General features: G+C 67.3%; 22 protein-coding genes. 11 read left to right on the top strand and 11 right to left on the bottom strand.

All coding sequences use genetic code 11. The features are described 5' to 3' along the window. The first annotated feature begins 72 nt into the window (after positions 1 to 72). Together EYE40_RS13090 and EYE40_RS13085 are read left to right on the top strand one after the other, a co-directional pair. Positions 73 to 708: a GntR family transcriptional regulator gene (locus EYE40_RS13090; RefSeq protein WP_130982361.1), complete on the top strand. Its 636-nt coding sequence runs from the start codon at positions 73 to 75 to the stop codon at positions 706 to 708. 18 nt (positions 709 to 726) lie between these two features. Next, the gene (locus EYE40_RS13085; RefSeq protein WP_130982360.1) at positions 727 to 1,965 is read left to right on the top strand and encodes an alpha-hydroxy acid oxidase; all 1,239 of its coding nucleotides are present in this window, start codon (positions 727 to 729) and stop codon (positions 1,963 to 1,965) included. Here the strand turns inward: EYE40_RS13085 and EYE40_RS13080 are convergent. From EYE40_RS13080 to EYE40_RS13070, 3 genes are read right to left on the bottom strand one after another with little or no spacing between them, the layout of a single operon-like run. Then, entirely contained in the window at positions 1,962 to 2,666 is a 705-nt protein-coding gene (locus tag EYE40_RS13080) for a head GIN domain-containing protein (protein ID WP_130982359.1), read from the bottom strand. The two genes, EYE40_RS13085 and EYE40_RS13080, sit on opposite strands and share 4 nt — an antisense overlap. A gap of 25 nt (positions 2,667 to 2,691) precedes the next feature. Further along, positions 2,692 to 3,621, bottom strand: coding sequence for a M56 family metallopeptidase (locus tag EYE40_RS13075; protein ID WP_130982358.1), 930 nt, complete (start codon positions 3,619 to 3,621; stop codon positions 2,692 to 2,694). After that, complete coding sequence (locus EYE40_RS13070; protein WP_130982357.1) at positions 3,618 to 3,962, bottom strand: BlaI/MecI/CopY family transcriptional regulator; 345 nt, start codon at positions 3,960 to 3,962, stop codon at positions 3,618 to 3,620. The genes EYE40_RS13075 and EYE40_RS13070 overlap by 4 nt, the downstream gene beginning before the upstream one ends. Positions 3,963 to 4,133: 171 nt before the next feature. Between EYE40_RS13070 and EYE40_RS13065 the strand changes: the two genes are divergently transcribed. Genes EYE40_RS13065 through EYE40_RS13050 form a run of 4 tightly spaced genes read left to right on the top strand, consistent with a single transcriptional unit; the run spans position 4,134 to position 10,505 of the window. Next, positions 4,134 to 5,684, top strand: a complete 1,551-nt coding sequence (locus EYE40_RS13065) for a cytochrome ubiquinol oxidase subunit I (RefSeq protein WP_130982356.1) — start codon at positions 4,134 to 4,136, stop codon at positions 5,682 to 5,684. Positions 5,685 to 5,695: 11 nt separating this feature from the next. Continuing rightward, positions 5,696 to 6,733 carry a cytochrome d ubiquinol oxidase subunit II gene (gene cydB / locus EYE40_RS13060; RefSeq protein ID WP_130982355.1) on the top strand — a complete coding sequence of 346 codons (1,038 nt, stop codon included), beginning with the start codon at positions 5,696 to 5,698 and terminating at the stop codon, positions 6,731 to 6,733. Next, positions 6,730 to 9,987: a thiol reductant ABC exporter subunit CydC gene (gene cydC, locus EYE40_RS13055; protein ID WP_130982354.1), complete on the top strand. Its 3,258-nt coding sequence runs from the start codon at positions 6,730 to 6,732 to the stop codon at positions 9,985 to 9,987. The genes cydB and cydC overlap by 4 nt, the downstream gene beginning before the upstream one ends. A 14-nt stretch (positions 9,988 to 10,001) precedes the next feature. Further along, positions 10,002 to 10,505 (top strand): hypothetical protein, encoded by a 504-nt coding sequence (locus EYE40_RS13050; protein WP_130982353.1) that lies wholly within the window; start codon positions 10,002 to 10,004, stop codon positions 10,503 to 10,505. Position 10,506: 1 nt separating this feature from the next. Here EYE40_RS13050 and EYE40_RS13045 read toward each other — a convergent pair whose 3' ends face one another. Then, on the bottom strand, positions 10,507 to 11,595 hold the full coding sequence (locus tag EYE40_RS13045) for an acyl-CoA dehydrogenase family protein (RefSeq protein WP_130982352.1): 1,089 nt from the start codon (positions 11,593 to 11,595) through the stop codon (positions 10,507 to 10,509). Between the two features lie 158 nt (positions 11,596 to 11,753). On the opposite strand from EYE40_RS13045, the gene EYE40_RS13040 reads away from it, so the two are divergent. Beyond that, entirely contained in the window at positions 11,754 to 14,627 is a 2,874-nt protein-coding gene (locus EYE40_RS13040) for an invasin domain 3-containing protein (RefSeq protein ID WP_161972395.1), read from the top strand. 15 nt (positions 14,628 to 14,642) lie between these two features. On the opposite strand, the gene EYE40_RS13035 is transcribed toward EYE40_RS13040, so the two are convergent. From EYE40_RS13035 to EYE40_RS13020, 4 genes are read right to left on the bottom strand one after another with little or no spacing between them, the layout of a single operon-like run. Further along, positions 14,643 to 15,806 carry a glycoside hydrolase family 1 protein gene (locus EYE40_RS13035; protein ID WP_130982350.1) on the bottom strand — a complete coding sequence of 388 codons (1,164 nt, stop codon included), beginning with the start codon at positions 15,804 to 15,806 and terminating at the stop codon, positions 14,643 to 14,645. Positions 15,807 to 15,815: 9 nt separating this feature from the next. Further along, positions 15,816 to 16,679, bottom strand: coding sequence for a carbohydrate ABC transporter permease (locus tag EYE40_RS13030; RefSeq protein ID WP_130982349.1), 864 nt, complete (start codon positions 16,677 to 16,679; stop codon positions 15,816 to 15,818). A 2-nt stretch (positions 16,680 to 16,681) separates the two neighbouring features. After that, positions 16,682 to 17,602 carry a carbohydrate ABC transporter permease gene (locus tag EYE40_RS13025; RefSeq protein WP_420810056.1) on the bottom strand — a complete coding sequence of 307 codons (921 nt, stop codon included), beginning with the start codon at positions 17,600 to 17,602 and terminating at the stop codon, positions 16,682 to 16,684. A 2-nt stretch (positions 17,603 to 17,604) separates the two neighbouring features. Then, on the bottom strand, positions 17,605 to 18,876 hold the full coding sequence (locus tag EYE40_RS13020; RefSeq protein ID WP_130982348.1) for a sugar ABC transporter substrate-binding protein: 1,272 nt from the start codon (positions 18,874 to 18,876) through the stop codon (positions 17,605 to 17,607). A 96-nt stretch (positions 18,877 to 18,972) separates the two neighbouring features. Here EYE40_RS13020 and EYE40_RS13015 point away from each other — a divergent pair, with 96 nt between their 5' ends. Further along, on the top strand, positions 18,973 to 19,581 hold the full coding sequence (locus EYE40_RS13015; protein ID WP_130982347.1) for a TetR/AcrR family transcriptional regulator: 609 nt from the start codon (positions 18,973 to 18,975) through the stop codon (positions 19,579 to 19,581). 9 nt (positions 19,582 to 19,590) lie between these two features. Beyond that, on the top strand, positions 19,591 to 19,983 hold the full coding sequence (locus tag EYE40_RS13010; protein WP_130982346.1) for a PPOX class F420-dependent oxidoreductase: 393 nt from the start codon (positions 19,591 to 19,593) through the stop codon (positions 19,981 to 19,983). Here EYE40_RS13010 and EYE40_RS13005 read toward each other — a convergent pair. Beyond that, positions 19,980 to 21,152, bottom strand: a complete 1,173-nt coding sequence (locus EYE40_RS13005; protein ID WP_240034814.1) for a kynureninase — start codon at positions 21,150 to 21,152, stop codon at positions 19,980 to 19,982. The genes EYE40_RS13010 and EYE40_RS13005 overlap by 4 nt on opposite strands. Before the next feature lie 53 nt (positions 21,153 to 21,205). On the opposite strand from EYE40_RS13005, the gene EYE40_RS13000 reads away from it, so the two are divergent. Next, a complete protein-coding gene (locus EYE40_RS13000; RefSeq protein WP_130982344.1) occupies positions 21,206 to 22,063 on the top strand; it encodes a TerC family protein in 858 nt (285 codons plus the stop codon). A gap of 58 nt (positions 22,064 to 22,121) precedes the next feature. On the opposite strand, the gene rocD is transcribed toward EYE40_RS13000, so the two are convergent. Together rocD and ddaH are read right to left on the bottom strand one after the other, a co-directional pair. Continuing rightward, entirely contained in the window at positions 22,122 to 23,336 is a 1,215-nt protein-coding gene (gene rocD, locus EYE40_RS12995; RefSeq protein WP_130982343.1) for an ornithine--oxo-acid transaminase, read from the bottom strand. Continuing rightward, positions 23,333 to 24,166 (bottom strand): dimethylargininase, encoded by an 834-nt coding sequence (gene ddaH, locus EYE40_RS12990; RefSeq protein WP_130982342.1) that lies wholly within the window; start codon positions 24,164 to 24,166, stop codon positions 23,333 to 23,335. Before ddaH ends, rocD begins: the two co-directional genes overlap by 4 nt. A 103-nt stretch (positions 24,167 to 24,269) precedes the next feature. On the opposite strand from ddaH, the gene EYE40_RS12985 reads away from it, so the two are divergent. Next, a complete protein-coding gene (locus tag EYE40_RS12985) occupies positions 24,270 to 24,707 on the top strand; it encodes an Lrp/AsnC family transcriptional regulator (protein ID WP_130982341.1) in 438 nt (145 codons plus the stop codon). Positions 24,708 to 24,846 lie beyond the last annotated feature (139 nt).

Genomic DNA, 24,846 nt, shown 5'->3' with positions numbered 1-24,846 from the left:
CTTCTCGCGGATTGTTTGGCAATCTGCTAGATTGTCAAACAATCCGTAGCCGATGACGACAGGAGTGGAACCGTGGCGACCAGCACTCCCGTTCTGCCCGAGACCATCTACGACGACCTGCGGTCCAGCATCATCGCGCAGCAGCAGGCGCCGGGATCGCTCGTCACGGAGTCATCCGTCGCCTCGAGATTCGGGGTCTCCCGCCAGACCGCGAAGGTCGCGATCGAGCGCCTCGTCGCCGAAGGCGTGCTCCGTCGTGAGGCTCATCGCGCCGCGCGGGTTCCGCTGCTCACGGTCGACGACATCGTCGACCTCTTCGACAACCGCGCGCTGGTCGAGTCGGCGGCGGTCTCCCGACTCGCGAGTTCCGGCATCCTGCCCTCCGGAGCCATTGCCGCCCACCGTGCACTGCTCGACGCGGCCGCCTCGGGTGAACGGTTCGCCGACCACGACGTCGCCTTCCACCGCGCGCTGGTGCTCGGCGCCCCGAGCCCTCGCCTCGCCCGCCTGCACGAACTGCTGCTCGGCGAGATCGAACTCTGCATCGGACAGGTGCAGGCAGCACAGCTTCTCACTGCGACCGAGGTCGGTGCCCAGCACCAGGGAATCCTCGACGCGGTGCTCGCGGGCGACTCCCCGCTGGCCTCCCGACTCATCGAAGAGCACATCGCGGGTAGCCGCGACCGGCTCGTCGCCTCATCCCTCTAGCCCCGACGAAAGCAGATCATGGTCAAGCGCCAGTTTCCCAACCCCGTAGAGCTCGCGAAGCTCATGCGCTTCAAAGCGCCCGACCTGAACGGCAAGCGCCGTCGCCTCGCGGCCGCTCACACCATCTACGACCTGCGCGCGATCGCCCAGCGCCGCACCCCCAAGGCCGCCTTCGACTACACCGAGGGTGCGGCCGAGGGCGAGATCTCGCTCGCCCGCGCCCGCCAGGCGTTCGAGGATGTCGAGTTCCATCCGTCGATCCTGCGCGACGTGTCGTCCGTCGACACCACCACGCAGATTCTCGGCGGCACGTCGGCCATGCCGTTCGGCATCGCCCCCACCGGCTTCACCCGCCTGATGCAGACGGAGGGTGAGATCGCGGGGGCCGGCGCTGCTGCCGCGGCGGGCATCCCGTTCACCCTGTCGACCCTCGGCACCACCTCGATCGAGGCGGTCAAGGCCGAGAACCCGAACGGTCGCAACTGGTTCCAGCTCTACGTGATGCGCCAGCGCGAGATCTCCTACGGGCTCGTCGAGCGCGCGGCGGCCGCCGGCTTTGACACCCTGATGTTCACGGTCGACACCCCCGTGGCGGGCGCGCGCCTGCGCGACAAGCGCAACGGCTTCTCGATCCCGCCACAGCTGACCGCCGGCACGATCATCAACGCGATCCCCCGCCCGTGGTGGTGGTACGACTTCCTCACCACTCCCCCGCTCGAGTTCGCGTCCCTCTCCTCCACCGGCGGCACCGTCGGCGAACTGCTCGACTCCGCGATGGACCCGTCGATCAACTTCGACGACCTCAAGATCATCCGCGACATGTGGCCCGGCAAGCTCGTCATCAAGGGCGTGCAAAACGTCGAGGATTCGCGCAAGCTCGCCGACATCGGCGTGGACGGCATCCTGCTGTCCAACCACGGCGGACGCCAGCTCGACCGCGCGCCCATCCCGTTCCACCTGCTGCCCGCCGTCGTGCGTGAGGTCGGCAAGGACACCGAGGTCATGGTCGACACCGGCATCATGAACGGCGCGGATGTCGTCGCCTCCCTCGCGCTCGGCGCCAAGTTCGCGCTGATCGGGCGCGCCTACCTCTATGGGCTGATGGCAGGTGGACGTGAGGGCGTCGACCGCACCATCCAGATCCTGTCCGACCAGGTCGTGCGCACGATGAAGCTGCTCGAGGTGAACTCGGTCGAGGAGCTCGAGCCCCGCCACGTCACCCAGCTCGAGCGCCTGGTGGCCCGCCCCCGCGCCTAGTACTCGGTGATCTCGCCCGAACCGTTGATGTTCTGCTCGAGCGTCGCTCCACCCGTGTAGCGCACCTCGCCGCTGCCGTTGATGGTGACGTCGAGCGAGTCGGACGCGGAGAGCTCGACCTCTCCCGAACCGGAGATCGTGACATCCGCCACCTCGGTCGTCAGGTCATCGCCGAGGTACTCGCCCGAACCACTGATGGTGAGTGAGAAAGAGGATGCCTCGCCCTCGAGTTCCACATCACCCGAGCCCGCGATCTCGATGTCGACCTCGCGGGCATCGAGGTTCGTGCCGCTGATGCTGCCGGAGCCGTCGATGTCGAGGTCGACCTCCTCGGCACCGGCAAAGTCGATCTCGGCATCTCCGGATCCCTTGATCTCGAGGGTGTCGAGGCTGGTCACGGTGAGGGCGTAGCTGACATTGCCGGTCACGAATCCGATACCCGGCATGATTCCGAGGTCGAGGGTGCCGCCAGAGACGTCCGAGGAGAGGCGGCCGATCATGTTCTCGCCCGCCGTGATCTCGAGCGACGGGGTCGATCCGACACTGACGACGAGGCTGCCGCCGCTGGAAAGCTCCACGGCCGTGACATCACCGATCTCGCGGCTCTCGGTGACCTGCTTGCCGGGCGGTGTCAGAATGGCGCATCCCGACAGCGCGGTGAGGGTGACGAGCGTGACGAGAAGTGCGGCGAACCGTTTCATGCCCCCGAGTGTAGCCAGTGACCCACTAGCCGACGAGGGCGGCGAGAGCCGGCGCGAGCAGGAGCACGGTCGGCACCGCGATGAGCGCGGCGGATGCTCCGACGATGAGCGCCTCGACCGCGGTGGGAAGAGGTTTCGCGGTGGCGATGCGCAGCACCCGAGAGCGCACGTCGTGCGGGGAGAACCCCTCGGCCGGGTTGCCGGGAGCCGTGGCATCCCCAGCACCACTGCCGACGAGGGCGATCGCGCGCGCCAGCACCGGGTCGGCGACGGTGCGGCGAGCGCGGTCATCCGCCAGCATCTCGATGAGCAGGCCGACCTCGCGCTGCGCCCGATAGGCGATCGGGAACCACGGCAGCGACGTGTGCCAGGCCCGGAAGACGACGAGCACCACATCGTGCCGCTGGGCGACGTGCGCCTTCTCGTGTTCGATGACGGCGCGCAGCTCATCCTCTTCGAGCAGATCGACGAGCCCCGCAGAGAAAACGGTCACCGAGCCGAGCGCGCCGGGCAGGCAGTACGCGACCGGCGCGGGTGTATCGAGCAGGCGGGAGTTCGGGTCGTCGGCCATCGGCGAGCTGAGCAGCTGCACCAGCGAGGCGTGCCGGCGCCGCTGCAGTTCGGAGCGCGTGACCGTCACGACCAGGTTGAGCACAAGGTGCGTAGCGAGCAGCAGTGCGGCGCCGAGGGCGATGAGATGCCAGGTGCCGGCGCTGGGCTCGAAGCCGCCGAGCAGGTTGATCGTCGCGCTCACGAGGTCCGCACCGAACGGCGCGAGTCCGAAGGTCAGCAGGGCGCCGATCATCGAGAGGCCACCCGCGAGCGCGATGGCCTGCCAGAGAATCAGGGCGACGGCCGGTGATCGGGATGCCCAGCGCGCCCGCCCCAGCAGAATCGGCACCGGCCACGCCAGAAGCAGCGCCAACGCCGCGAGGGCCAGCGATGCGGCGGTCACGCGCCGAGGAGTTTGCGCAGGGTCGCGGCCTCGTCTGCGCTGACCGATCCGACGAACCGCTCGAGCACGGCTGTGCGGTCGGAGGCGGTTCCTAGTACCTCGTGCATGAGGTCGGCCATATGGTCCTCGCGCGAGCCGGCCGCCGTGTAGCGGTGCGGGCGGCTCTCTCGCTCGCGGGCGACGAAGCCCTTCTTCTCGAGACGGGACAGCACGGTGAGGATGGTGGTCGATGCGAGCTTGCGGTCGGCGAGCGCGTCCTGCAGGTCGTACGCCGAGAGGGCACCGTCGCTGGCCCAGAGCAGGTCCATCACGGTTCTCTCGAGTTCGCCCAGCGTCAACATGGGTTCAATTCTACACGCGGTAGAAAATAGTTCTACACTGGTGTAGAAATAGTTCTACAAGCCGTAGAAAAAGTGTTCGGGACCTTTGGCCCTGTCCACCGCTCGCTTGCACAGGCACTGTCGAGTGGGGTCCAGCGAGTGGGCGCCGCGGCACAGCGAAAGAGGAAGCGCATGGAGCTCGACCCACTACTCATCGCGAGATGGCAGTTCGGAATCACCACCGTGTACCACTTCTGGATGGTGCCGCTCACGCTCGGCCTCGGCCCGATCGTCGCGCTGTTCCAGACCATGTGGGTGCGCACGGGCAAAGAGCGCTACCTCCGCATGACCAAGTTCTGGGGCAAGTTGTACCTCATCAACTTCATCATGGGCGTGGCCACCGGGCTTGTGCAGGAATTCCAGTTCGGGATGGCGTGGAGCGAGTACTCCCGCTTCGTCGGCGACGTCTTCGGCGCCCCTCTCGCAATGGAGGGTCTCCTCGCGTTCTTCTTCGAATCGGTGTTCCTCGGCCTCTGGATCTTCGGCTGGGACAAGCTGCCAAAGAAGATCCACCTCGCCACACTCTGGATAGCCGTGATGGGCTCCGTCTTCTCCGCTTTCTTCATCATCGTGGCCAACTCGTGGATGCAGCACCCGGTCGGCGTCGAGCTGGTCGACGGCCGCCCCGTGATGGTCGACGTGTGGGCCGTGCTCACCAACAACACCGCGCTCACCGCCTACGCCCACACGATCTTCGGCGCCCTCGGCGTCGGCGGAGCATTCGTGCTCGGCATCGCCTGGTACCAGCTCTGGCAGCGCCGCAAGGACGGCATCGACACGGTGGACGCCACCGGCCGCGTCATCGTGGGCGAGAACCCGAGTATCCCGAGCCGCGACCGCGAAGACCACGCGGTCTGGATCCGCTCGCTGCGCATCGGCGCCGTCGTCGCGGTGCTCGCCTTCGGCGGCGTCGCCCTCACCGGCGACCTGCAGGCCAAGCTCATGTTCGACCAGCAGCCGATGAAGATGGCCGCGGCCGAAGCCGCCTGCCACGACGGATCAGCATTCTCACTCTTCGCCATCGGGGACCTCGGCGCGCGCGACTGCTCACAGGTGGTCAACGTGATCGAGGTGCCGGGCCTCCTCTCGTTCCTCGCACACGGCGACTTCGACACCGAGATCAAGGGTGTCAACACGCTTGTGCCCGAGTACCAGGAGAAGTACGGCACGGTGGACGCGAACGGCAACGAGATCAACTACGTGCCGATCATGGCCGTCACCTACTGGGGCTTCCGCCTGATGATCACGTTCGGCGCCATGGCCGCCTTCGCCGCGGTCGTCGCCCTCTGGCTCACCCGCAAGGGGACCGTACCCGCGTCGAAGTGGATCATGCGCCTCGCGATCGTCGGAATACTCGCGCCGTTCGCCGCCAACTCGGCCGGCTGGATCTTCACCGAGATGGGTCGCCAGCCGTTCGTGGTCGCGCCCAACCCGAATCCGAGCGGTGTGGATGGCGTGTTCATGTTCACCGCGTCGGCCGTGTCCCCCGGGGTCACCGCCGGGGAGCTGCTCTTCTCGCTGATCTCGCTCGGACTCGTCTACGGCGCGCTGATGGTCGTCGAGATCCGCCTGCTCGTGACGTACGTGCGGGGTGGGACCGCGTCGGCGCTGCCGCCGGCCGATCACTCCGATAAGCCCGACGACACCGACAAGCCCGACGACGTTCTCGCCTTCGCGTACTAAGGACACTGATCATGGATACCCTTCCCACCATCTGGTTCGTCGCCATCGCCGTGCTCTGGATCGGCTACCTGCTGCTCGAGGGCTTCGACCTCGGCGTCGGCATGCACATGATCTTCAGCACAAAGAACAACGTGCAGCGCCGGGTCATGCTCAACTCCATCGGACCGGTCTGGGACGGCAACGAGGTCTGGCTGATCACCGCCGGCGCCGCCACCTTCGCGGCCTTCCCGTTCTGGTACGCCTCGCTGTTCTCGACCCTCTACATCCCGCTCACGCTCGTGCTGCTCGGCCTCATCTTCCGCGCCGTCGCGATCGAGTACCGCGGCAAGGGCGCGACGGCACGCTGGCGTCGGGCCTGGGATCTGGCCCTCGGCCTCGGCTCTCTCGTCTCCGCATTCGGCATCGGTGCGGCGCTCGCGCTCACCACGACCGGACTGCCAATAAACGAGAACGGTGACCGGGTCGGCGGACCCTTCGCCTGGCTGAACGGCTACGCGATCCTCGGCGGTCTCGCCGTCGTGGGCTTCTGCCTCGTGCACGCCGCGGCCTTCCTCGGCCTCAAGACGGAGGGCTCGGTGCGCGAGAACGCGCGCCGCTTCCTCGTTCGCTGGTCGCCGATCGCGCTGCTGCCGATCGTCGGCTGGGTGCTCGCGGTGCAGTTCATCAACGGCAAGACCTGGACCTGGGCGCTCATCCTCGTCGCGGTCGTCGCCGTGGTCTGGGCCTGGTTCAGTGCCCGCGCCGGCCGCGAGGGTCGCGCCTTCACCGGCATCGCCGTGTTCCTGCTGTTCGGCGCCTCGTCCATCTTCGCCTCGGCGTTCCCGAACGTGCTGCCATCGACACTGTCGCCCGAATTCAACCTCACCGTCTCGAACGCGTCGAGCGGCGACTACACGCTCGGCGTGATGACCGTCGTCGCGGCATTCGGCCTCCCCCTCGTCTTCCTCTACCAGGGCTGGACCTACTGGGTGTTCCGCAAGCGCGTGAGCGAGACCCACATCCCCGACGCCCACGTGGTGCGCGCGGCAGTGCTGACCCGGGAATCATGAAGCGACTGGATGCCTCGCCGCTGACCCTCGGAGTGCTCGGCCTTTTCTCCGCCCTCAGGGCTCTCGGTCTCGTGGCCGTCGCCGAAGCGGTGGCTACGGGTGTCGTCGGGGTGATCGCGGGCGAGGACGTCGGCGGCGCCATCCGTCTCGCGATCCTCGGAGGCGCTCTCCGCGCGGCCGCATCCTGGGCGTCGCAGGTCTATGCGACGCGGGCGGCACTCGCCGCGAAGAGCGCGCTGCGCCTGCAGCTCACCGACCGGGCGCTCGCCGGCCCATCGGGCAGCGTCGGCTCACTCACCGCGATCGGCACCGTCGGTCTCGACGAGCTGGACAACTACTACCGCACGGTGCTGCCGTCGATCATGTCGGCGGCGGTCGTGCCCCTGCTCGTCGGGGTGCGGATCCTCAGCGCGGACTGGGTCAGCGCGATCATCGTTGTGCTGACCGTGCCGCTCGTGCCGGTCTTTCTCGCACTCGTGGGCATGCACACGCGGGACCGGGCGGACGCGGCATCCAGCACACTCAGTCGCCTCAGCGACCACCTCGTCGAGCTGGCCCGCGGACTGCCGGTGCTCGTGGGCCTCGGCCGGGTCGCCGACCAGACCGCAGCGCTCGAGCGCATCTCGACCGAGCACCGCAGAACGACGATGAGCACCCTGAAGAGCGCGTTCCTCTCTTCCCTGGTGCTCGAACTCATCTCGACCATCTCGGTCGCCATCGTCGCGGTCGCCGTGGGTGTGCGGCTCGTGCACGGCGACATGCCGCTCGCGCTCGGACTCGTCGCGCTCGTGCTCGCACCGGAGTGCTTCGCGCCGTTCCGCGACCTGGGTGCCGCGTTCCATTCCTCGCAGGATGGCCTCGCGGCCCAGCGTCGGGCACGTGCCATGATCGACGCACCGCTTCTGGTGTCACCGGTTCGCGACGGTGATTTCCTGCGCGTCGACGGCCTGACGGTGCGCTACCCCGACCGCGGCGACTCGGCCGTGACGAACGTCAGCTTCGAGGTGCGCGCTGGCGGCGTGACCTCACTCGAGGGGGCGAGCGGCAGCGGCAAGACGACGGTGCTGCGGGTGCTCGCCGGGGAACTCACCTCCTTCGACGGCCGCGTCGTCGGCATCGACCCCTCGCTCGTGGCATGGGTTCCGCAACACCCGCACACCGTCGGCGAGACGGTGCGTGCCGAACTCGCGCTCTACGGTTCGGAGGTCGACCGGGTGCTCGCCCAGCTCGGCCTCAGTCACCTCGCGGACGTCGACCCTGCCCGCCTCAGCCCCGGCGAGCTGCGTCGTGTCGCGGTGGCCCGGGGCCTTCTGCGAGTGGATGAGGGCGCGCGCCTGCTCCTTCTCGACGAGCCCACCGCGCACCTCGACGCCGCGAGCGCCGCGCTCGTGGAGAACGCGCTGCGCATGTTGCGCGGTCGCGTGACGATGGTCATCGCCTCGCATGAAGCGGCGGTCGCGGGGCTCGCTGACACGCGCGTGCTGCTGGGCTCGACGACCCTGCGCGCATCCGATCCCATCGAGTCAGTTCCGATGATCGAGCTTGCGCCGTGGAGCTATGACGATCGCGCCAGCGATCGCGCGACCCCAGCGCCGACTGAGCCTGCGAAGGAGGGTGTGATCGCCCTCCTCGCCTACCTCCGCCCGACCGGCTGGCGTTTCACTGCCTCCATCCTCCTCGGTGCCGCCGCCGCGCTGTTCGCGATCTCCCTTACCGCGGTCTCCGGCTGGCTCATCGTGCGGGCGAGCGAGCAGCCGCCGATCATGTACCTGCTGGTCGCGATCGTCGGTGTGCGCTTCTTCGGCCTCGGCCGTTCGGTGCTGCGCTACGCGGAGCGCCTGCTCACCCACGACGCCGTGCTCGGATCCCTCACCGACCTGCGCATGCGCCTGTGGACGGGGCTCGCCGCCCGCGGCGTCGCCTCGCGCGGCCTCGCCCGCGGCGGTGTCGCCCTCGACTACCTCGTCGCCTCTGCCGATCGCGTGCGGGATCTGGTGCCCCGTGTATTGCTGCCTATCGCGGTCGGCGTGCTGTGCGCGATCGCCGTCGTGATCGCCGTGCTCGCGCTGCACGCTCCGGCCCTTCCGGTGCTGCTCGTGCTGCTCGCCGTCTGCCTCGTGGTCTCCCCCGCGATCGCGCTCCTCGCCGACCGGTCCGCCGCGCGCGGGCAGGCGCTGATCCGCTCTTCCGTCGTCCGCAGGTTCGCCGCCACCCTGGCCGCGGCCGGGGAGCTGCGCGCCAACGGCGTCTCGGCGCGCGCCCGCGACGCCCTCGCCTCGCTCGATTCGGCTGCGGCCGTGCAGGCCCGACGCACCTCCGGCGCTCTCGGCCTCGGCGGCGCACTCACGCTGCTGGCCTGCTGTGCCGCGACCGGTGCGATGCTCGCCGTCACCTCGGGGGTCGCAATCCAGCCCGGGATCGTCGCGGTGCTCGCGCTACTGCCGATCGCTCTCGCCGAGCCCATGCTCGCCCTCATAGATGCCGTGCAGCAGGCGCCCGCCCTCCGCTCGGCACTGCGCCGGGTCGCGGCTGTGACGGAGCTTCCGGCACCGGTGTCGACCGGCACCGCCCCCGTCGACCGCATCACCCGCCTCGAGCTGAGCGACCTGAGCGCCGGGTGGGATGGGGCGGAGCCCGCCTTCCGCACCCTGCACGCCGAGGCCACTCCCGGCGACTGGGTCATCGTTGACGGGCCTTCTGGGTCGGGTAAATCGACACTGCTGGCGACTGTTCTCGGGTACCTGGCCCCGGCATCCGGTTCGCTTCTGATCAATGGTGAGGATGCGCGCGGGCTCGACCCGCTCGCCCTGCGCGCGCGCATGGCCTGGTGCCCCCAGGAGGGTCACCTGTTCGACTCGACCATCCGGGCCAACCTGCTGCTGGCGCGGGCCCGCTCTGATCGGCCGTCGGATGCCACGCTGCTCGAGTCCCTCGACCGTGTCGGGCTCGGGCCGCTCATCGCCAGCCTCCCGCTGGGTCTGGACACCCGCATCGGGGCGGAGGGTACGTCCCTGTCGGGCGGCCAGCGACAGCGGCTCGCGGTGGCGCGCACGCTGCTCACCCGCGCGGATGTTGTGCTGCTCGACGAACCGACCGCTCACCTGGATGCGGGTGCCGCCGCCGCGCTTATGTCCGACCTGCGTTCCGCCCTCGCCGGCCGCATCGTGGTCATGGTCACGCACCACGCGGCTGACACGCTCGACTCCGACGTGCGCGTGCACCTGGGCCGGCAGACCTCGCTTCGCTCACGATAGGGGAGAATGCGTCTGTGACTACTCGTCGACTTGCGCTACTCCTGATCGCTCCGCTCGTTCTCGCAGCGCTTGCGGGATGTTCGCCCACTGCTCCCACGGAACCCGAGCCTCCGAAGTTCACGTCGTCACTCGTCGAGGTGCGGGACGCGTCGATGGGCGTCGTCGACAAGTTGATCGCGGAGTTCCCCGAGTCGGCCGTGATTGCCGAACCCGAACCGAATGTCACCGATTGCGCCGGAGAAGACGCAGGTGTCGGTCGCTGGATCATGGCGACGACGTTCTCGTCGACGGACGTCGCGAGCACCGTCGCGGAGGTTCAGCAAGAGTACGGTGACGCCGTAACGTCCACCGGCACGGCGAACACGCCTGCCGAGTACGCCGACGGCACAACGTGGCCCGTGACGGGCTCGCACACCCTCATCGAGGATGAGACCGGGTCCTATCTCTTGATGTATCCGACAGGAGCCGAGGGCTCAGTGTTGCTTCGCGTTGTCACCGCGTGCGGAGTGCTGCGCTGATCTAGAGAGAACCGAGGAGGTTGCCCGCAACCGTCGCGTGGATCGACTCGGTGTCGCTCGGGTGGTAGATGCCGGCGAGCACGTCGCGCTGGAGACGCGCGAGTTCCGACGTGGAACGGTATCCCGAACCACCGGCCACCCGCATCGCCTGGTCGACGACGTGCCGGGCGGTCTCCGTGGCGCGGTGCTTGACGCCGACCAGCAGGCGGAACCAGTCCGCGCCGTGATCAACCACCTCGTCGACATCGGCGGCGAGCGACTCGAGCTGCGGCGCGAGGGCGTCGAGGGCGAGTGCGGCATCCGCGATGCGCCAGCGGATGTCCGGATCCTGCGAGTAGGCGAGTCCGGTCTTCATCGACTTCCGTGAACCCACCGCGGACACCGCCAGCTCGAGCGCCCGATCTGCAATGCCCGCATAGACGGAACCAATGGAGAGCAGGAAGCTCGAGAAGATGCCGAACACAAAGGGGTCGGCGTTCGGACCCACCGGAAGCACGCGCGAGACCCGCGCCGCCGGGACGAACGCGCCATCCAGAACCGTCGTATGGCTCTGGGTAGCGCGCATGCCGAGGGTGTCCCAGTCGTTGAGAGTCGTGACCCCTGGCGAGGACCGGTCGATGAAGCCGTGCACGAGCGAGTCCTCGAAGCGGCCGAAGATGCCGAGGCGTGTCCAGGCCGGCGCGAGCGAGGTGAAGATCTTGGTGCCGCTGAACGACCACCCGCCATCGACCGGGGTCGCCGTGGTGAGCGAGTCCCAGAGCACGAGGTCGTTGCCCGGTTCGCTGTTGCCGAAGGCGAACAGTTCGCCGGCCGCGGCATCCCGCAGCACCCACTCGAGCGACGTGTCGCCGCGCTCGACGAGGGCGCGGGCGACTCCGGTCCAGACGAGGTGCATGTTGATGCCGAGGGCCGTCGCCGGAGCGTGCGCGGCAAGTAGCCGCTGGTCACGCACCACTTCGAGCAGCGGTCGGGGAGCGAGGTAGCCGGCGGCACGCAGTTCGGACAGGTCTTCGGCGAAGAAGGCGTTCTCCGCGTCGTAGCCGGCGGCACGCGAGCGGATGCGGTCGAGGAGTTCCGGGGAGAGGATCACCGCTCAAGGCTACGCGCGGCGGCCCGCAAATGACCTGTCGCCCCCAGAACGGGTCAAACCGTCACGAAAAAGACAACCGACGGATAGTGTCGAAACGACTTCGCTCCCCCGTGAACCCATCCGCGGGAATGTTCGCTCTACCCGATCGAAAGAATTTCATGCGCCCCGCCGCCGCTCTGCTCCGCCTGTCCATCGCGACGATCCTCGTCGCCGCATCCGTCGCCATCGCGACGCCGGCCGCCGCCGTCCAGGACGCGAACCGTGTCGACTACACGCTCAACGTCACCAACCTCACCGCGTCGGTGACCGGATATTTCGGGGCGGCAAACAGCGCGGTGGTCATCCCACCCACCGTGACCTTCGGCACGAACACGTACACCGTCACGTCCATCGGCGCCAATGCATTCAGCACTAAGTTCATCGCCTCGGTGAGCATCCCCTCGACGGTCACTTCGATCGGCGCGGGCGCGTTCCAGACCAACTACATAACGTCTCTTGTCATTCCGGACTCGGTGACGAGCCTCGGCGTGAACGCCTTCCGGAGCAACCGCCTCACCTCGTTGACCATCGGCACCGCAATCACGGGGATCCCGGAGGGCGCGTTCTCCAACAACCAGCTGCCCTCGTTCGCGGTTCCCGCAAACGTCACCTCCATCGGAATCAATGCGTTTGCCAGCAACCGCATCACGAGCCTCGACATCCCCAACCGCGTCACGAGCCTCGGAACGTACGCGTTCTCCAACAATCTGCTGACGTCGCTGACCATCGGCACCGGTATAACCGCGATTCCGGATTACGCCTTTCGTACGAACAGTCTCACGAGCTTCACCATCCCGCCGCACATCACGTCAATCGGGTACTCCGCATTCGACAGCAACCAGCTCACGTCCATGGTGATCCCCGACACCGTGACCTTCATCGCCGACTATGCCTTCGACCGCAACGCGATCCAGTCCCTGACGATCGGGCGCGGAGTCTCCACCTTCGGTCTCGCGGCGTTCGACCACAATGTGATCACTTCGCTCAGCCTGCCCGACACTCTCGTCTCGATCCCCGGCTATGCCTTCCGCTTCAGCCCGATGACGAGCGTGACGATTCCCAGTTCGGTGACGTCGGTCGGGACCTCCGCCTTCAATTCCTCACGACTGGCCTCTGTGACCATCCCGGCAGGCGTCACCAGCATCGGTGCCAACGCGTTCGACACCAACGGCACGTTCCTGAGCAACGTGAGGTTCCTCGGTCCCGCACCCACCACGTTCTCCGACGGAACACTCAGCACCTCATCGCTGGGCCGCAATCCCGCCATCATCGTCGACTACGACCCGGCCTTCGCGGCGACCTTCCCGATCTCGGGCGGTAAGTGGCGCGGGTACACGGTGCGCGCCGCCGTCCCCGTTACCGCGGGCGGTTCGATAACCGCCACGACCACGGGCACGGTCGTCGCCGACGGCGTGCAGCAGAACACGATCACCGCGACTGTGCGCAACGACCTCGGCAACCCTGCGGTCGGCGCGACCGTGACAATCGCGACGGGCCGGGATGTCACACTCTCATCCGTAACCTGCGTGACGGGCACGGACGGCTCGTGTTCCGTCACCGCCACCAGCACGACCGTCGGGACCTTCGGTGTGACGGGCAGGATCACCGCGGGCTCGATCGGCGCCACCGCCGTCACCTTCGCTCCCCGCCCCGCCACGGCCGCCGACTCGACGATCGCCTCCGACGTGACCACGATCGTCGCCGACGGTGACGAGACCGCGACAGTCACCATCACCGCGCGCAACAACCTGGGGGATCCGACGGGCACATCCGCGGGTATCGTCACCGCGAGTTCGACGCTCGGCACCCTGAGCGCCGTGACCGATAACGGCGACGGCACCTACACCGCGACCCTGACCTCGGCTGCCCCCGGCACCGCGACGGTGAGCTTCACCATCGCCGGCACGACGGGTGCTAACACCGTGGCGATCACGGTCACCCCACGCGTCGCCGTTCCGACGTTGTCGACCATCACCTCCGACGTGACGAGCATCGTCGCCGACACCGTGGCGACCGCGACGATCACGATCACGACGCGAGACCGCGACGGCACGCCGCTGACGTCATCCGCCGGTACCGTCACTGCGACGTCAACCCTCGGAGCCCTGAGCGCCGTCACCGACAACAACGATGGCACCTACACGGCCACCCTCACCGCCGCTGCGCCCGGAACCGCCACGGTCGGCTTCGCAATCGCCGGCGCTGCCAGCCCGAACACCGTCGCTGTCACCGTCACGGCACGCCCCGCTACCGCGGTCGACTCGACGATCTCGTCCGACTCCACGTCGATCGTCGCCGATGGCACCGACTCCGCGATCATCACGATCACGGCCCGCGACGCAACCGGCGCGGCGGTCACCACGTCCGCGGGAACCGTGACCGCGAACTCCAGCTTCGGCACCCTGAGCGCCGTGACCGACAACGGCGACGGCACTTACACTGCGACCCTCACGGCGACATCGGTGGGCCGCGCGACGGTGAGCTTCGCGCTCGCCGGCGCAGCAGGCACGAGCACGGTCACCGTGGCCGTCATCCCGCGCCCAGCGGATGCCACGACCTCGACCATCACGTCGGACTCGGCTGAGATCGTGGCCGACGGGGTCGATGCCGCAACGATCACGATCGTCGCCCGCGACTCGACCGGAGCGCCGCTGACGGCGAGCGCCGGCCCCGTCACGATCACCTCGACCTTTGCCACGGGCCGCTCGGCACTGCTCGCCGCGACCTTCACCCCGGTGATCGACAACGGCGACGGAACCTACAGCGCCCGCTTCAGGAGCACCACGGCAGGGACCGCGACGATCACCTTCACGATCCTCGGCACTACCGCGACCAACACCACAACGGTCACCGCCGTGGCTCCGACCGCGGTTGCAGTGCCCGGAGGCGACCTGGTCACCACCGGCACCGACCCGTTCGTGCCGCTGAGCGTCAGCGCCCTGCTGCTCGCGCTCGGCGCGGCGCTGCTGATCGGCCGCCGCAAGACCGCCTAACGCATCTCGACTCGGCTAGTTGCCGAGCCCGTTCCGACGCGCGACCTCGCCGAGCCAGCCCAGTGATGGCTTGGGATGACGCTCGAACGTCTCACGGTCCCACCCGATCAGGCCGAACGTCGGCGCGTAGCTGCCCCACTCGTAGTTGTCGAGCAGGCTCCAGTGCAGGTAGCCGCGCACGTCGATGCCGTCGGCCATAGCCCGCGAGACGCCCTCGAGCGCGCCGCGGGTGTAGTCGATGCGTCGAGCGTCATCCGCCGTCGCCATGCCGTTCTCGGTAACGTAGATCGGGGTGCCGTTGCGCTCCCACGATCGACGGATCCCGTCTTCGAGTGCTTTCGGGTAGTACTCCCACCCGGTAAGGGTCGTCTCGACGTCCGGAGCGAGAGGCACCGGCCCGTCGGCACCGATCCGGGTGCGTGTGTAGGCCTGGATGCCGACCCAGTCGTCGCCCGACGAGGCGTCGAGGAACACATCTTCTCGCGACCGACCGAAGTCCTCCGCCGCCTGCTCGAAGCCGGGCTCGCCCTGGAAGTCCTGCGTCGCGATCGACCAGCCGGCTTTCTTGCCCGCGCTGCGCAGGATCGCGACCGAGAACTGGTGTGCCGAGATGAGGTGTTCGGTAATGGTCGGGTCACCGGGCGGCAGGCCCGTTCCGCTGAATGAGTTGTTCGAGTCGGCCATGATCGTCGCGACCATATTCGGCTCGTTGATCGTGCAGACGAGCTCGACGTCGGTGAGGATCGGCAGCACGGTCTGCGTGAAGCGCGCGAACGCGTCGACCGAGAGCGGGTTGCCCCAGCCGATCTCCTGCGCGAACCAGAGAGGGTTGGTGAAGTGGTGCAGGGTGACCATCGGCGTGAGCCCGAGATCCCGCGCGGTGTCGATCATCCGCCGGTAGTGGTCGAGCTGCGCGCGAGACACGAAGCCGCGCTCGGGTTCGATGCGCGCCCATTCGAGGCTGAAGCGGTAACTCGTGAGGCCGGCATCCCGCAACAGCCGCATGTCATCGGGATACCGGTGATAGCTGTCGGCCGCGTCGCCGCTCGGCTCGCTGACCCGCGCCGAGTTCTCGAGGCGCCCGTGCTCGCGAGCCCACCAGTCGCTCGTGGTGTTGTTGCCCTCGACCTGGTGCGCCGCGGTGGACGCCCCCCAGAGAAAGCCGTGAGGAAAGGACATGGTCACTCCTTACTTGATGCCCGTCAGGGCGATGCCCTGCACGAAGTAACGCTGCAGCACTATGAAGACGAGCAGAACCGGGATGACGACCACGACCGCACCGGCCATCATGAGCCCGTACTGCGCCGCGTTCTGGCCGACCGAATACAGCGCGAGCGCGACGGGCAGCGTGTACTTCGCCTCGCTGGTAGCCACCACGAGCGGCCAGAGGAAGTTGTTCCAGCTACCGAGGAAGGTGAGAATCGTCAGCGTCGCGACGGCCGGACCGCACAGCGGCATGATCACCCGGAGGAAGATGCGCCACTCGCTCGCCCCGTCGATGCGCGCCGCCTCGATGATGTCGTCGGGCAGGCTCATGATGAACTGACGCATGAGGAACACCCCGAGTGGGGTGATCAGGAACGGCAGAATCAGGCCGGGGTACGAATTCACGAGACCGAGGTTGCTGGTCAGCACGAACAGCGGCACGAATGTCACCACGCCGGGAACCATCAAGGTGCCGAGCACGAGAGTGAACAGCAGTTTCTTGCCCGCGAACTGCAGCTTGGCGAGGGCGTAGCCGACCATCGACGAGAAGACGATGTTGCCGAGGGTCACGAAGACGGCCACGATCACGCTGTTGGTGAAATAGGTCGCGAAGTCGAGCCGACCGAACAGCTGCGTGTAGTTCTCGAGCGTCGGCGCCTCGGGCAGGAATCCGAGCGGGTTGCTGCGGATCTCCGCCGTGGTCTTGAACGAACCCAGAATCATCCAGATGAACGGGAAGATCATGGCGATCATGCCGAGGCCGAGCACAACGTAGAGCCACCACTTGGAGCGCGGTCGGTTGGCGCGACGGGGCTGCGCCAGCACCGGGGTTGCCACTGCGGTCATGATCAGTCCTCCTTCTTCAGCAGCCGGAACTGGATCAGCGACAGCAGTACGATCGCGAGGAACAGCACGTAGCTGGCCGCCGAGGCGTACGAGTAGTTGCCGAACCCGAACTGGTTGAAGGTGTACATCGCGCTCGAGAGCGTCGCGTCCAGCGGCCCACCACGCGTCATCACGAACGGTTCTTCGAAGAACTGCAGGAATCCGATACCCGTGATGACCGCGGCGAACAGGAGCGTGGGACGCATTGCCGGCAGGGTGACGTTGAAGAAGCGTTGGACGACGTTCGCGCCATCCACCATCGCCGCTTCGTGGTGCTCCTTCGGCACACCCTGCAGGCCGGCCAGGAAGATCACCATGAGCGTGCCGATGTTGCGCCAGACGGCCATGAGGATGAGCGAGGGCAGTGCCCAGGTCGTGTCTTCGAGCCAGTTCGGGCCGCTGATACCGAATACCCCGAGAAAGCCGTTGAGTAGGCCGTCGGGCTGCAGAATGAACTTCCACACGATCGCGATCGCGACAATGCTCGTCACGACCGGGGCGTAGTAACCGACCCGGAACACCGTACGGAACTTGTTGATTCCGGTGTTGAGCGCGAGAGCCACAAGCATGGCCAGCACGATCGTGACCGGCACGCCGACGATCACGAAGACGCCGGTGTTGAGCAGCGAATGCACGAAGCGCTCGTCCTGGAATAGCCGCACGTAGTTGTCGAGGCCGACCAGGTTCACGTTGAACGGGGTGCGGAGGTCGCGCGTGGTGAGGTCGGTGAAGCTCATCGCGAGCGAGGCTACGATCGGGCCCGCCATGAAGACGAGGAAGAGCACCATAAACGGCGCCGCGAAGCCCCACGCTATGCGGGTCTGCTTGCGGGAGGCCCGCGAGGGCGGCGGCCTGCGCGCCGCCCTCGTCGTCACTGCCGTCACGGTTACTGGCCCGTGCCGATGGACTCGGCCTGCTGCTGGATCGAGGCGAGCGCGTCATCAACGGAGGTTTCGCCGCGGGTGACCTTCTCGAGCTCCTGGTCGATCACGGCGGAGACCTGCGCCCACGTGGCGATCGCCGGCGGTGCCTTGGAGTCGGTGAGCTGGTCGGCGAAGACGCTAAGGTACGGGTCCTCGCTGAAGGTGGCATCGTCGTATGCGGCCTCGGTGCTCGGCAGGTCGGTGGAGATTCCGTACCACTCGATCTGCGTCTCGGGCTCGCTTAGCCACCGCACGAACTTCCACGCGGCGTCGCGGTTCTCGCTGTCGTTGAAGACCGCGAGGTTTCCACCACCAGTGAACGAGGTGCGGCTCTTGTCGCCGGGAACCTCGGCGACCGCGAACTTGTCGGCGAAATCGGGGCCGCCCTGTTCGAGCAGCAGGCCCACGTGGAACGGCCCGCTGAAGAATGATCCGACCGAACCGTCGATGAACTTCTGCTCGATCTCGCCGCCCTCGAGGCGCACCGGCTCGGCGACGCCGTCATCGAAGAAGCTCTTGTAGAACTCGAAGGCTTCCTTCCACTCGGGGGTGTCGAAGGTGAACTCCGTGCCGTCTTCGCTGAGGATGTCCCCACCCGCCTGCCACGCGAGCGGCGCGACATACTGCCACGAGTCGAACCCTCCCGGCGGCAGCGAGACGCCGGAGGTGGCACCCTCGTCCTTGAGTGCCTTCGCGAAGGCGGTGTACTCGTCCCAGGTTTCGGGAGCCTCGACTCCGGCTGCCTCGGCCATGTCGGTGCGGTAGTAGAGCACGCGGGTATCGACGTACCACGGGACTCCGTAGGCGACGTCATCCACAACCGCCGTGCCCCACGAGCCCTCGAAGAAGTCGCCCTCGTCGACCAGGCCTTCGGGGGTGGGCTCGAGCGCGCCGGTCGCGGCGAACTCGCCGACCCAGGTGGTGCCGAGCATCGAGATGTCGGGTGTTTCGCCGCCGGCGATCGAGGTGGCGATGCGATCGTGCGCGGACTCCCACGGCACGGCGGTCACGGTGACCGAGGCGTCGGGGTTGGCGTCTTCGAACTGGGTCGCGAGCTCCTTGAGCACTTCGCCCTCGTTGCCCATCGCCCAGATGGTGATGTCGCCGGTAGCCGGTTCGCTGTCGATCGCGCCCTTGCTGGCGTCCGGTCCGGCGGGTCCGTCGGTGCGGCCACAGCCGGTGAGCAGAAGTGCTGACGCTGCCGTCACGGCGAGCGCAGTTGTCCATCGGTTCATTCTGACCTCCATTGGTCTCGGTGTCGCAAACTGTGCGTGTCCCCCGAATAGGTGTCACCCTAGCCCGAAAAACCTTCTAGGCGATAGGTTTTAATCATGACTACTCAGCCAACGCCCAGCCCGCGCGGCAGCTACCCCAAGGGCCAGGCACGACGGCAGCAGATCGTTGAAGCGGCACTCGCAGTGTTCGCCCGGAGCGGTTTTCACAGCGGATCCCTGCGCGAGATCGCCAAACGCGTCGAGCTGACACCGGCCGGGTTGATGCACCACTTCGCCACCAAGGAGGAGCTCTTCACCGAGGTGCTCCGCCAGCGGGACGAGCGTGTTCGCGCGGCCGCCGGCGAGGTCTCGGAGACCACCCTTCTCGAGCAGACGCGCAACGTCGTCGCCTACAACCAGTCGACCCGCGGACTCACTTCGCTGTACACGATCGTCTCTGCGGAGGCCACGGACACGGAGCACCCCGCGCACCAGTACTTCATCGACCGGTATGCCGAAAGCCGCGAACTGGCCGAGGCGACGCTTCGGGATGCCCTCGCGCACGGTCGCGTTCGCGCCGACCTCGACGTGCCGCTCGCCGCTCGACTGATCCCGGCGGTAATGGATGGGTTGCAGCAGCAGTGGCTGCTGGACGACAGTTTCGACATGGTGGCCGCGTTCGACGAGTTCCTGAGAGGGTACTTCCGGCCTCCCGCGACGGCATAGAGTTCGAGCATGACCACCCTTCTCGACCTCGCCGATGAGCGCTTCGTCTCCCTCACCACCTTCCGCAAGTCCGGCGAGGGCGTGTCAACGCCGGTCTGGATCGCGCGCGACGGCGACGATCTCTACGTGACGACCCCCGCCGGCAGCGGCAAGGTCAAACGCCTGCGCAACGGCACCCGGGTGGAGCTGCGCCCGTGCAGTCGCATGGGCAAGGTCGAGGATGACGCTCCTGTCGTCACCGCCGCCGGGCACATCGACGAGTCGGACGCCACCGAGGACCGCGTGAACGAGATCATGCTCGAGAAGTACGGCATGGAGTACCGCATCATGATGGGCATCGAGAAGATCGGCAGCAAGAAGTCTGCGGGCCGGGTGATTCTGCGCATCTCGACCAGGGCCTAGTTCCGCAGCAGCTCCGCGATCGTGCGCACGCCGATCTCGACCTCTTCGAACGAGGTGGAGAGCGGCGACAGCCCCAGCCGAATCCCGGTCGGCCGACGGAAGTCGGGGATCACCCCTCGCTCCCAGAGCAGCGGCACAATCGCCTCGAATCGCGGGTGGTCGAGCGTCAGGTGAGCGCCACGACGGAGCGGGTCGCGGGGGCTTGCGAGGGTGGCGTCCGGAAGCAGCTCGTCGGCCAGTTCGATCGCGTACGAAGTCAGGGCGATCGACTTGGCCCGCACCGCCTCCAGACCGGCCTCGTCGATGAGGGCGATCATGTCCTGCATCGCGAGCATGCCGACGATCGGCGGGGTGCCGCTGAGCACCCTTTGGATGCCCACGGCCGGCTCATACCCCTGCCCCATCTCGAACGGGTTCGCGCTGCCGAGCCAGCCCTGGATCGGCTGCCGGAACTCGCCGATGAGTGAAGCCCGCACGTACGCGAAGGCCGGGCTGCCGGGGCCGCCGTTCAGGTACTTGTAGGTGCAGCCGACGGCGAGGTCGACGCCCCACTCGTCGAGCAGTGTCGGGATGACGCCCGCGGAGTGACAGAGATCCCACACGGCGAGCGCCCCGGCCTCGTGCACCGCGGCCGTGATGCCGGCCACGTCCGCGAGGAATCCCGAGCGGTAGGCCACATGGCTGAGCACGACCACCGCGGTGTCCGGCCCGAGCGGGATGCGGTTGACCGTGACGTCGCCCGGCTCGATCCAGCGCACGGTGAGCCCGCGTTCGGCGGCGATGCCCTCGAGCACGTAGCGGTCGGTCGGAAAGTTGTCGCGGTCGATGACGAGCTCGGTGCGTCCGGGGCGCAGCTCGATCGCGGCTCGAACGAGCTTGTAGAGCAGCACCGTCGTAGAGTCGCCGATGGTCGTTTGGCCCGGCGCGGCACCAAGGGCGACGCGGCCGAGTTCATCGCCGATCGCCTGCCCCTGCTCGAGCCAGCCCTCACTCCAGCCTCGTATCAAGCGGTAACCCCACTGGGAGGTTACGAAGTCGGCGAGTCGTGGACCGGTCGACGCGAGCGGCCGGCCGAGCGAGTTGCCATCGAGGTAGGCCGTGACATCCGGAGCCTGCACAAAGCGGGCGCGGAAGGGGGCGAGAGGGTCGGCTGCGTCGCGGGCGTTCACCCTGCCCACGCTACACAGCCCTTTTGCAGACACAACCCCGATAACCTGCCCACGTGGACTTAACTCTCGAGCTCAGCCCTGACCTGATCGTCGCCTTCCTCACGCTCTTCGTGCTGGAGATCGTGCTGGGTGTCGACAACGTGATCTTCATCTCGATTCTCGCCTCGAAGCTGCCGCTCGAGCAGCAGGCGAAGGCCCGCAACCTCGGGCTCTCCCTGGCCATGATCATCCGCATCGGGTTGCTCTTCTTCGCGTCCTGGATCATCTCCCTGACCAACGACCTCTTCGCGCTGTTCGGGATGGGGTTCTCCGGCCGCGACCTCATCCTGATCGCGGGTGGACTCTTCCTCGTCTACAAGGCGGTGCACGAGATCCACGAGAAGCTCGAGGGAGCCGAGACGCACGGCAAAGAGGGCGGCAAGGCCGTGACCTTCGGCGCGATCATCGCGCAGATCCTTCTGCTCGACATCGTGTTCTCGTTCGACTCGGTGATCACGGCGGTCGGCATGGTCGACAGCCTGCTCGTCATCATCATCGCCGTAGTGCTCTCTTTCGGCGTGATGCTGTTCTCCTCCAAGTACATCTTCGGCTTCGTGAACAAGCACCCCACGGTGAAGATGCTCGCCCTCGCCTTCCTGGTACTGATCGGTGTGACTCTCATCGCCGATGGCTTCGAGGTGCACATCGACAAGGCGCTCATCTACGTGCCGATCGCCTTCGCGATCATCGTCGAAGCGCTCAACCTCACCTACAAGGCCCGCCAGGAGAAGCGCAAGGGCACACACGTGGAGCCGGTCAAGCTGCGCAATGCCTATACGAAGGATGACGACACCGACGCCGTCAACGCCTCGACCACCGGTGGCACCACGTCGGTCGGGCTCTCGCGCAAGCCGGTCTCGCCCGGCAAGTAGACGCACGGAAGCGCGGCCACGCCATCTCACGCGGCCGCGCTCCCCGCCGGGGGACGGCTTAGGGGGCCAGCTCCATCAGCACTGCCTCGAGCTGCTCTACCGCGAAGTCGAGGTCCTCGGCGCTGGCGACGATGGGCGGCGCGAATCGGATGGTCGAGCCATGGGTGTCCTTGACGAGAACGCCGCGCTCCATCAGTCGCTCGCAGACCTCGCGGCCGGTGGCCAGCGCGGGGTCGATGTCGACTCCGGCCCAGAGGCCGGCGCCGCGAACGGCGAGGACACCGCGACCGATCAGCGTGGAGAGCGACGCTTGCAGGCGGTCACCCAGGCTGCGGGCGCGCTCCTGCATCTCGCCGGTCTCGAGCAGCTCGACGACCGCACGGCCCACAGCGGCGGCCAGGGGATTGCCGCCGAAGGTGGAGCCGTGCTCGCCGGGCCGAAGCACGCCGAGGATGTCCGCGTTGCCGACGACGGCGCTCACCGGCACGATGCCGCCGCCGAGCGCCTTGCCGAGCAGGTACAGGTCGGGCACGACGTCCGCGTTGTCGCATTGGAAGGTCGCGCCGGTGCGGCCGAGACCGGACTGGATCTCGTCCGCGATAAACAGCACGTTGTGCTGGCGGGTGATCTCGCGCACGGCCTGCAGGTACGCGGGCGGGGGTACGACGATCCCGGCCTCACCCTGGATCGGCTCGACCAGCACGGCCACGGTGGTCTCGTCGATGGCCGCGGCGAGCGCCGAGACATCCCCATAGGGCACCGAAACGAAGCCCGGGGTGAAGGGACCGAAGTCGGCTCTGGCCTGCTCGTCGTTAGAGAAGCTGATGATGGTCGTGGTGCGGCCGTGGAAGTTGCCGTCCATCACGATGATGGTCGCCTCGTTCGCGGGAACACCCTTCACGCGGTAGCCCCAGGCGCGGGCGATCTTGATCGCCGACTCGACGGCCTCGGCACCCGTGTTCATGGGCAGCACCATGTCCTTCTTCGCGAGCCGCGCGAGCGCCTCGACGAACGGGCCGAGCTGGTCATTGTGGAAGGCGCGGCTGGTGAGCGTGATGCGATCCAGCTGGTCCTTCGCCGCCTTAATGAGTGCCGGATGCCCGTGGCCGAAGTTCACCGCGGAGTATGCGGCGAGGCAATCCAGGTACCGACGCCCCTCGACGTCGGTCACCCACGCGCCCTCGCCCTTCTCGACGACGACCTCGAGCGGGTGGTAGTTGTGCGCGGCGTGATCATGCTCCTGCTTCAGGAAACCCGTGGCGGTCGAGGTCATGACCTCAGCTCCAGCGTGCAGCACTTCACCCCGCCGCCGCCGAGCAGCAGCTCGGACAGGTCGACACCGATGGGGTTGTAGCCGCGCTCGCGCAGCTGGCGCTCGAAGTCCTTGGCGCGGGAGGCGATCACGATGTTGTAGCCGTCGCTGTAGGAGTTGAGGCCGAGCACTGCCGCGTCCTCCTCGGTGGCGAGGATCGCGTCGGGGAAGAGCTCGCGCAGCTTCACGAGGGATGCCTCATCGAAGGCACTCTCGAGGTACGCGATGTTCGTGTCATCCAGAACCGCGATGGCAGTGTCGAGGTGGTAGAAGCTCGGGTTGACGAGGTTCAGTGTGACGACCTCGCGACCATAGATGCCGGCGATCTCCTCGTGGCTGTTCGACGCGCTGCGGAAACCGGTGCCGGCCAGGATGCGGCCGCCGACGAGCAGGAAGTCGCCCTCGCCCTCGTTGATGTTCTGCGGGTCGCGCACGTCGAAGCCGTTCTCGCGGAACCAGTCCATGTAGGCGGGGCCCTCGGGCTGGCGCTGCTCGTGGGTGAAGCTAGCACCGTACGCGATGTTGTCGATGACGAAGCCACCGTTGGCGGCATAGACCATGTCGGGCAGGCCATCGATGGGGTCGATCAGCTTCACGTCGAAACCGAGGTCGAGGTAGGTCTGGTAGAGGGTCTCCCACTGGCGAACGGCGAGAGCGGTGTCGGTCGGCAGGGCAGGGTCCATCCACGGGTTGATTCGGTAGACGACGGTGAAGAATTCGGGGCGGCACATCAGAACAGTGCGCTTGGTCGCGGTGCGCACGGGCACGGCGGAAGATTCGGTGATGGTCATCAGACCAGTGTTTCACGCACCATATGGCAATGTGTCGGCGTACAGCGCACCGAATCTGCGTCTGACCCTACCCTCGCGCAAGAAACAACCATAGGGTGGTTGGATGGACAGCCTCGACTACGGCATCATCGACCGACTTCGCCAGAACGCCCGCGCCGGCTACGGCGACATCGGGGAGGTCATCGGCCTCTCCGCCTCCGCCGTGAAGCGTCGCGTCGACCGGCTCGTCGCCGATGGCGTGATCCGCGGGTTCACGATCCAGGTCGACCCCGCCGTCGACGGACTCGCGACCGAAGCCTACGTCGAACTCTTCTGCCGGGGCACCGTTGCACCGGACGAGCTGCGCCGCATCCTCTCCGGCATTCCCGACGTGGTCGACGCGGGAACGGTCACCGGATCGGCCGACGCCATCGTGCACATGCGGTCGCGGGATATCCCGTCGCTCGAGATCGCGCTCGAGCGCGTACGGGTGGCTCCCAACGTGGACCACACGCGTAGCGCGATCGTGCTGTCGCGGCTCATCCACCGCACGCACGACTAGCGGCTCCCCGGGTAGCCCGAATTGCGGCAAGTGGGGAGTTGACGCATCCCAAACTCCCCAATCGCCGCAATTCCACGACCCTCCCGCCCCCGCACCTCCCCCAACCAGCAAAAAGTGCTCCAACCGGCCGCCGTTGGAG

It is taken from the genome of Glaciihabitans arcticus (assembly GCF_004310685.1).
GTDB classification, from domain to species: Bacteria; Actinomycetota; Actinomycetes; order Actinomycetales; family Microbacteriaceae; genus Conyzicola; species Conyzicola arctica.
The sequence above is the reverse complement of the archived record's forward strand: the minus strand, read 5'-3'. Positions and strand labels throughout refer to the sequence as shown.

Excerpts from the sequence above, each read along its gene's own strand:
- EYE40_RS13020 (WP_130982348.1), bottom strand. The coding sequence starts at position 18,876 with ATGAACCGATGGACAACTGCGCTCGCCGTGACGGCAGCGTCAGCACTT.
- cydB (WP_130982355.1), top strand. The coding sequence starts at position 5,696 with ATGGATACCCTTCCCACCATCTGGTTCGTCGCCATCGCCGTGCTCTGG.
- EYE40_RS13040 (WP_161972395.1), top strand. The coding sequence starts at position 11,754 with ATGCGCCCCGCCGCCGCTCTGCTCCGCCTGTCCATCGCGACGATCCTC.
- rocD (WP_130982343.1), bottom strand. The coding sequence starts at position 23,336 with ATGACCTCGACCGCCACGGGTTTCCTGAAGCAGGAGCATGATCACGCC.
- EYE40_RS13070 (WP_130982357.1), bottom strand. The coding sequence starts at position 3,962 with ATGTTGACGCTGGGCGAACTCGAGAGAACCGTGATGGACCTGCTCTGG.
- EYE40_RS13085 (WP_130982360.1), top strand. The coding sequence starts at position 727 with ATGGTCAAGCGCCAGTTTCCCAACCCCGTAGAGCTCGCGAAGCTCATG.
- cydC (WP_130982354.1), top strand. The coding sequence starts at position 6,730 with ATGAAGCGACTGGATGCCTCGCCGCTGACCCTCGGAGTGCTCGGCCTT.
- ddaH (WP_130982342.1), bottom strand. The coding sequence starts at position 24,166 with ATGACCATCACCGAATCTTCCGCCGTGCCCGTGCGCACCGCGACCAAG.
- EYE40_RS13030 (WP_130982349.1), bottom strand. The coding sequence starts at position 16,679 with ATGACCGCAGTGGCAACCCCGGTGCTGGCGCAGCCCCGTCGCGCCAAC.
- EYE40_RS13080 (WP_130982359.1), bottom strand. The coding sequence starts at position 2,666 with ATGAAACGGTTCGCCGCACTTCTCGTCACGCTCGTCACCCTCACCGCG.
- EYE40_RS13035 (WP_130982350.1), bottom strand. The coding sequence starts at position 15,806 with ATGTCCTTTCCTCACGGCTTTCTCTGGGGGGCGTCCACCGCGGCGCAC.
- EYE40_RS12985 (WP_130982341.1), top strand. The coding sequence starts at position 24,270 with ATGGACAGCCTCGACTACGGCATCATCGACCGACTTCGCCAGAACGCC.
- EYE40_RS13065 (WP_130982356.1), top strand. The coding sequence starts at position 4,134 with ATGGAGCTCGACCCACTACTCATCGCGAGATGGCAGTTCGGAATCACC.
- EYE40_RS13015 (WP_130982347.1), top strand. The coding sequence starts at position 18,973 with ATGACTACTCAGCCAACGCCCAGCCCGCGCGGCAGCTACCCCAAGGGC.
- EYE40_RS13010 (WP_130982346.1), top strand. The coding sequence starts at position 19,591 with ATGACCACCCTTCTCGACCTCGCCGATGAGCGCTTCGTCTCCCTCACC.